Genomic DNA, 6621 nt, shown 5'->3' with positions numbered 1-6621 from the left:
TATCGCGGCTGCGCAACCGCGCTCCGAATGCGGCATCTCCACCGATGTCTCGTAGCGGCTCGTATCCTGAGAAGGTTTGCGCTTCCGCAGACAAAATCGCAGACAAACTAGTCGTGCTAGTCTGCGGCGCCCTGCTAAGTGCTTGAAATAATGGCGCGCCCGAAGAGATTCGAACTCCTGACCCCCAGATTCGTAGTCTGGTGCTCTATCCAGCTGAGCTACGGGCGCGCATCAGGCCATGCTTGGCATAGCCCCGCGATCCGATCGTGACGACCGGCCGCGACGAGACGTGTTCCCTAACGACTGAATTTCCGAAAAGCAAGCCGATCCGGCAAAAGTTTTGTCGCAGGCACTTTTTGTCCGGACTAGGCAGGTCGGCGCAAACTTCCGCGCGCCTGGTCGAGCCGCACCGGCTGGTCGGGGATGGTGACGGCGAAGACGGTGCGGCCGCCGATCGATTCGACCAGCTCGACCGTGCCGCCATGGGCGCGGATCAGCTCGTAGGCGATGGCCAGACCAAGGCCGGTGCCGCCGCTGCGCGCCGAGCCGCGGAAGGCGGCGAACAGGTTCTCGCGCGCTTTCGGCGGCAGGCCGGGGCCGGTGTCGGTGACGACGATGCGGCTGACGCTGCCCAGGCGCTCGGCCGAGACGGCCAGCCTGCGCACCACAGCGCTTTCGGTGTCGGCCGCCATCGCCTGCACGGCGTTGCGGCAGAGATTGGTGAGCACGCGGAACAGCTGGTCGGAATCGGCATCGACCTCGAAGGCGTGCTCGACGCCGTTGACGAATTCGATGCCCTCCTCGATGTCGAGCAGGCCGTGCACGTCCTCGACCAGCTGGCGCAGCCGGACGCGGCGGCGCGACGGCGGCGGCTCCTGCGTGCGGCCATAAGCGAGCACGCCCTCCGAATAGGACACCGCGCGGTCGAGCGCGCGCAGCAGCTTCGGCGCGAAGGACTGCACGGTCGGGTCCTTGACCAGCCGCAGGCGGTCGGACATCAGCTGCGCGGAGGCCAGGATGTTGCGCATGTCGTGGTTGATCTTCGACACCGCCAGCCCGAGATCGGCGAGGTGCTTCTGCTCGGAGAGCATCTTCTGCAGCCGTTCCTGCATCTGCGACAACTCGCGCTCGGCGACGCCGATCTCGTCGGCGCGAGCGGCGGGACGGATGATGCGCCCGGGATCGTCGGGCGCCTCCGAGAAGGTCAGCATCGAGCGCGTCATGGCGCGGATCGGGCCGATCATGATCAAGTCGATCGCGGCATAGACCAGCATGGCGGTGAACAGCGAGATCAGCAGCGAGACGAAGGCGACGTTGCGCGAATAGACCAACATGGCGCTGCGCAAGGCGTAGTCGGGCATGATCAGCTCGAATTCCTTGTCGCTCTCGCCGACCGGGCCGAACACGCGCAGCATGCGCTTGCCGCCGAAGAACAGCGTGTCGAGCGCCCCGGTCATGCCGTCGATCATGCCGACCTTGGAAATGTCGATATGCTCGTCGACCTGCGGCGGCATCTCGGACACCACCAAAAGCCGCGAGACGCCGCCGTCGCGCACGGCGATCGCCTTGGCGCCGATCGCCATCAAAACGTCGTTCTGGGCAGTGCGCGAGAGCGAGTTGGGCTCGCCCTGCACCAGGACGATCGAGACCGCGGCCGCTGTGCCCAGGCGCTCCTTCAGCCAGCTCACCCGATAGCTGGCGATCCAGGGCAGGAAAATCAGGATTTCGGCCAAAAGCACGAAGACGATGGTGAGCAGAAGAAGCTTGGTCGACAGGCCGCGCGACAGGGGCACCGTGCGGGCAGCGGTAATCGCCGCGCCGGCCCTGTCGTCCGTGGCTTGGGCTTCAGTCATGCTTCAGGTCTTCACAAACACTTGATAGCGAAGATTAGGCGATTGCGGCTTTTTTGCCAATTTCATCCTTGCGGGATAAAAAACATCCACCGCGCGATCGCGACAAAGGGCGCAGCCAGCGCCGGATTGACTTCCAAAACCCTTCTTTCTATAAGCCCGCTCACGCTCGGGCCATTCGTCCCGGCGCGGTTTCGATCGCGCCTAAACCGGCCCGGCAAAGCTCCTGTTACAGAGTGACAGAATCAAGAAGGGCCGCACCCCGCGGTATTAAAACAAATGAAGCGTACCTACCAACCGTCCAAACTCGTCCGCAAGCGCCGGCACGGTTTCCGTGCCCGCATGGCCACCAAGGGTGGTCGCGGCGTCGTTGCCGCCCGCCGCAACCGCGGCCGCAAGCGGCTCAGCGCCTGAACGAAAGACGAGATCGTTGCCCGCAACCGGCAAGCCAGTGGGACAAAATCCCAAGCGGCTTCTGAAGCGCGCGGATTTCCTGGCTGTCCGCGGCGGCGAAAAGCGCCGCGGGCGGCTTTTCCTCGTCGAGGTTCTCGACCGCGGCGACACGCTTTTGCCGCGCGTCGGCTATACCGTCACCAAGAAGGTCGGCAATGCCGTCGTGCGCAACCGCGTCCGGCGGCGGCTGAGAGAAGCCGTGCGCACGCATGCGGCCGATGACATGGCGCCGGGCAATGACTATGTCATCGTCGGGCGCGAAGATGTGCTCGCCATTCCGTTCGGCCAGTTGAAAGCCGAACTTTCCCGCCGACTGCGCGGAACACGATAGGCCAAGGGCTTCGATGGAAAACAACCGCAATTTCTTCATCACCATCGCGCTGTCGGTGCTGATCCTGACGCTGTGGCAGGTGTTCTACATGAACCCGCGCGTCGAGCAGCAGCGCGAGGCGGCCCGCATCGAGGAGCAGCGGCAGGCCGAACAGAAGAAGACCGCCGAGGCGGCCAATCCGGGCGCCGCCGGCACGCCGGCCCCCGCCCCCGGCGCCATTCCGAGCGCTCCCGGCGGCGAGGCCGTGACGGCGGCGGGCCGCGCGCAGGCGCTGGCGGCGACCAGCCGCGTCAAGATCGACACGCCGAGCCTGGAGGGCTCGATCAACCTGACCGGTGCGCGGCTCGACGACCTCAAGCTCAAGCACTACACCGAGACCGTCGACAAGAACTCGCCCGAGATCGAGTTGCTCAATCCGTCGGCGCTGCCCAACGGCTATTTCGCCGAGATCGGCTTCGTCGGCAACGACAAGACCGGCGCGGTGCCGGGCGCCGATACGGTGTGGACGGTCGACGGCAACGCGACGCTGACGCCGTCGACGCCGGTGACGCTGACCTATTCGAACGACAAGGGCCTGACCTTCAAGCGCACCGTCTCGGTCGACAACGACTATATGTTCACGGTCTCCGACACGGTGCAGAATTCGGGCGCCGCCGCCGTCTCGCTGTTCAACTACGGCCGCGTCACCCGCTTCGACAAGCCGGCCGTCGCCAGCACCTATGTGCTGCATGAGGGTCTGATCGGCTATACCGGGACGGAAGGCTTGCAGGAGCACAAATACGCCTCCATCGAGAAGGACAAGCAGGCCCAGCCCGGCAAGTCGACCGACGGCTGGCTCGGCATCACCGACAAATACTGGGCGGTGACGCTGGTGCCGACCGAGAAGCAGCCGTTCCAGCCGCGCTACGCCTATTTCGAGGATGGCCGCCACCGCTACCAGTCCGACTTCCTGACCGACGCGATCAATGTCGATGCCGGCCAGTCGGCGACCGTCGAGACCGAGGTCTTCGCCGGCGCCAAGGAAGTCGCCAAGATTAACGCCTATGCCGAGGACCGCCACATCAAGCGGTTCGACCTCTTGATCGACTGGGGCTGGTTCCACTTCATCACCAAGCCGATGTTCTGGCTGATCGACACGCTTTACAAATTCTTCGGCAATTTCGGCCTGGCCATCCTCGCCACCACCGTCATCGTCAAGGCCATCTTCTTCCCGCTCGCCAACAAGTCCTATGCGTCGATGGCGAACATGAAGAAGGTGCAGCCGAAGATGCTCGAGATCCGCGAGAAATACGCGGACGACAAGATGAAGCAGCAGCAGGCGATGATGGAGCTCTACAAGACCGAGAAGATCAATCCGCTGGCCGGCTGCTGGCCGGTGGCGCTGCAGATCCCGGTCTTCTTCTCGCTCTACAAGGTGCTCTACATCACCATCGAGATGCGGCACGCGCCGTTCTTCGGCTGGATCCAGGACCTTGCCGCGCCGGATCCGACCTCGATCTTCAACCTGTTCGGCCTGATCCCGATCACGCTGCCGCACATGCTTATGATCGGCGTCTGGCCGCTGCTGATGGGCGTCACCATGTTCCTGCAGATGCGCATGAACCCGACGCCGCCGGATCCGACGCAGGCCGCGATCTTCACCTGGATGCCGATCATCTTCACCTTCATGATGGCGGGCTTCCCGGCGGGCCTGGTCATCTACTGGGCCTGGAACAACCTGCTGTCGATCCTGCAGCAGGGCGTGATCATGAAGCGCCAGGGCGCCAAGATCGAATTGTGGGACAATCTGGCGGCGCTGTTCCGCAAGAAACCCTCGCCGGCGGAATAGCCGGCAGCCCGATCAATAGTCTTCGAAAAACCCGGCTCGTCCGGGTTTTTTGTTGTCGCCCGGAAACTCGGGCCAGGTATTCATCGTGGCTTTTTCAGTCCTCCCCAAAAGGCCGTGACGGCTTCCGGTGCTGCGACGCCGGTGTTTGGGAGGTCGTCCGGCAGGCCGGGGTCCCGCGCTGCTTCGCGGGACCCCGGCTTCACCACAGGTAGACCGCGCCGCCGCACACCCCTATAAGCTCCGTCTCGTCGCAAGGGTGGACGGAGCCAGCCCATGACCGGACCCAATCCCAACATCAAGCACCCGATCCCGATGCATCCGCGCGTCGGCTTCCTGAAAGGGCTGGTCACCGCGCCCAACATCGAGATCGGCGACTTCACCTATTACGACGACCCGGACGGGCCGGACAAATTCGCCGAACGCTGCGTGCTGCACCACTATCCGTTCATCGGCGACAGACTGATCATCGGCAAGTTCTGCGCCATCGCCGAAGGCGCGCGCTTCATCATGAACGGCGCCAACCATGCGATGTCGGGCTTCTCGACCTATCCGTTCAACATCTTCGGCCATGGCTGGGAGGAAGGCTTCGACCCGAAGACATGGTCGAAGGAGATCCGCGGCGACACGGTGGTCGGCAACGATGTGTGGATCGGCATGGATGCGGTGATCATGCCCGGGGTGACAATCGGCCATGGCGCCATCGTCGCGGCGAAATCGGTTGTCACGCACGACGTGCCGGCCTATGCGATCGTTGCCGGCAACGCGGCCAAGGTGGTGAAGATGCGCTTCGACGACAAGACGGTCCGGCGGCTGCTGATGGCAGCCTGGTGGGACTGGCCGGTGGACAAGATCAGCCGCAACCTCAACGCCATCAGGGGCGCCGACATTGCCCGCCTGGAGGCAGCCGTCTGATGGACAAGACCGTGATCGGCACCGACCTGTTCACCCGAGGCTGGGTCTTCATCCGCGGCGTGCCGGCGATGAAGTTCCTGCCGCCGGAAGGACCGCCGGAGATCGCCTTCGCCGGCCGCTCGAATGTCGGCAAGTCGTCGCTGATCAACGCGCTGGTCGGCCAGAAGGGGCTGGCTCGCACCTCGAACACGCCGGGGCGCACGCAGGAGCTCAACTATTTCGTGCCGGACGGCTTTTCCGGCGAAGGCGCCGACCTGCCGCCGATGGCGCTGGTCGACATGCCGGGCTACGGCTATGCCAGCGCGCCGAAGGAAAAGGTCGACGACTGGACGAAGCTGGTTTTCGACTATCTCAAGGGCCGCGTCACACTGAAGCGCGTCTATGTGCTGATCGATGCCCGCCACGGCATCAAGGCCAAGGACGAGGAGGTGCTGTCGCTGCTCGACAAGGCGGCGGTGTCCTACCAGATCGTGCTGACCAAGACCGACAAGATCAAGGCGGCCGGCGTGCCGCGGCTGATCGAGGAGACGCTGGCCAAGATCAAGAAGCGGCCGGCCGCCTTCCCGTTCGTCCTGGCGACGTCGTCGGAAAAGAGCGACGGGCTGGAGGAACTGCGAGCCGCGATCGTGCTCGCCGCCAACGGCGGCTGACGCACCCCCCGCGAAAGCGCGTCCGGTCAAACAAGACCGGCGTATCGCCCGGCCCCATCCCCGATCCTCGTCAATCCGTCTCGTCGCGCTCCGGCGCGTGGTCCCGCCGGCCGGCCAGGATTTCACGCTTGCCGACGTGGTTGGGCGTGCCGACCAGGCCCTCCTTCTCCATGCGTTCGACCAGCGATGCGGCGCGATTGTAGCCGATGCCGAGGCGGCGCTGGATGTAGGAGGTCGAGCATTTCTTGTCGCGCTTGACCACTTTGATGGCTTCCTCGTAGAGGGCGTCGCCATCCTCTTCGGCCATCGCGCCCTTGTCGAAGACGGGACCCGCGTCGGCCGCCTCTTCTTCCGCCTCCTCGTCGGCGGTGACCGTTTCGAGATATTCCGGACGCCCCTGCGCCTTCAGATGCGCCACGACGTGCTCGACCTCCATGTCGGAGACGAAGGGGCCATGCACGCGGACAATGCGCCCACCACCGGCCATATGCAGCATGTCGCCCTGGCCGAGCAACTGCTCGGCGCCCTGCTCGCCCAGGATGGTGCGGCTGTCGCTCTTCGCCGTCACCTGGAAAGAGATGCGGGTGGGGAAATTGG

The 6621-nt window shown here is 64.5% G+C and carries 7 protein-coding genes and 1 tRNA gene; 5 read left to right on the top strand and 3 right to left on the bottom strand.

Annotation, left to right across the window (positions count from 1 at the left end; all coding sequences use genetic code 11):
• Positions 1–151 precede the first annotated feature (151 nt).
• Positions 152–228, bottom strand: a tRNA-Arg gene (locus EN781_RS21905).
• Positions 229–365: 137 nt separating this feature from the next.
• Positions 366–1853 carry a HAMP domain-containing sensor histidine kinase gene (locus EN781_RS21900; RefSeq protein ID WP_126057166.1) on the bottom strand — a complete coding sequence of 496 codons (1488 nt, stop codon included), beginning with the start codon at positions 1851–1853 and terminating at the stop codon, positions 366–368.
• Between the two features lie 276 nt (positions 1854–2129).
• On the opposite strand from EN781_RS21900, the gene rpmH reads away from it, so the two are divergent.
• The 5 genes from rpmH to yihA all read left to right on the top strand — a co-directional run bounded on the left by rpmH (position 2130) and on the right by yihA (position 6024).
• On the top strand, positions 2130–2264 hold the full coding sequence (rpmH, locus tag EN781_RS21890; RefSeq protein ID WP_008833937.1) for a 50S ribosomal protein L34: 135 nt from the start codon (positions 2130–2132) through the stop codon (positions 2262–2264).
• A 16-nt stretch (positions 2265–2280) separates the two neighbouring features.
• On the top strand, positions 2281–2634 hold the full coding sequence (gene rnpA / locus EN781_RS21885) for a ribonuclease P protein component (RefSeq protein ID WP_126057167.1): 354 nt from the start codon (positions 2281–2283) through the stop codon (positions 2632–2634).
• A gap of 13 nt (positions 2635–2647) precedes the next feature.
• The gene (yidC, locus tag EN781_RS21880) at positions 2648–4462 is read left to right on the top strand and encodes a membrane protein insertase YidC (RefSeq protein WP_126057168.1); all 1815 of its coding nucleotides are present in this window, start codon (positions 2648–2650) and stop codon (positions 4460–4462) included.
• A 273-nt stretch (positions 4463–4735) separates the two neighbouring features.
• On the top strand, positions 4736–5374 hold the full coding sequence (locus EN781_RS21875) for a CatB-related O-acetyltransferase (RefSeq protein WP_126057169.1): 639 nt from the start codon (positions 4736–4738) through the stop codon (positions 5372–5374).
• Complete coding sequence (yihA, locus tag EN781_RS21870; protein ID WP_126057170.1) at positions 5374–6024, top strand: ribosome biogenesis GTP-binding protein YihA/YsxC; 651 nt, start codon at positions 5374–5376, stop codon at positions 6022–6024. The genes EN781_RS21875 and yihA overlap by 1 nt, the downstream gene beginning before the upstream one ends.
• Before the next feature lie 70 nt (positions 6025–6094).
• On the opposite strand, the gene EN781_RS21865 is transcribed toward yihA, so the two are convergent.
• Positions 6095–6621, bottom strand: a 527-nt coding sequence (locus EN781_RS21865) for a DNA translocase FtsK (protein ID WP_145965577.1), incomplete at its 5' end; no start/stop codon positions are given.

Source organism: Mesorhizobium sp. M4A.F.Ca.ET.090.04.2.1 (assembly GCF_003999085.1).
Lineage (GTDB): Bacteria > Pseudomonadota > Alphaproteobacteria > Rhizobiales > Rhizobiaceae > Mesorhizobium.
The sequence above is the reverse complement of the archived record's forward strand: the minus strand, read 5'-3'. Positions and strand labels throughout refer to the sequence as shown.

What these genes read in the sequence shown, in the direction of transcription:
- rpmH (WP_008833937.1), top strand. Translation starts at nt 2,130, where the DNA reads ATGAAGCGTACCTACCAACCGTCCAAACTCGTCCGCAAGCGCCGGCAC.
- yihA (WP_126057170.1), top strand. Translation starts at nt 5,374, where the DNA reads ATGGACAAGACCGTGATCGGCACCGACCTGTTCACCCGAGGCTGGGTC.
- EN781_RS21900 (WP_126057166.1), bottom strand. Translation starts at nt 1,853, where the DNA reads ATGACTGAAGCCCAAGCCACGGACGACAGGGCCGGCGCGGCGATTACC.
- EN781_RS21875 (WP_126057169.1), top strand. Translation starts at nt 4,736, where the DNA reads ATGACCGGACCCAATCCCAACATCAAGCACCCGATCCCGATGCATCCG.
- yidC (WP_126057168.1), top strand. Translation starts at nt 2,648, where the DNA reads ATGGAAAACAACCGCAATTTCTTCATCACCATCGCGCTGTCGGTGCTG.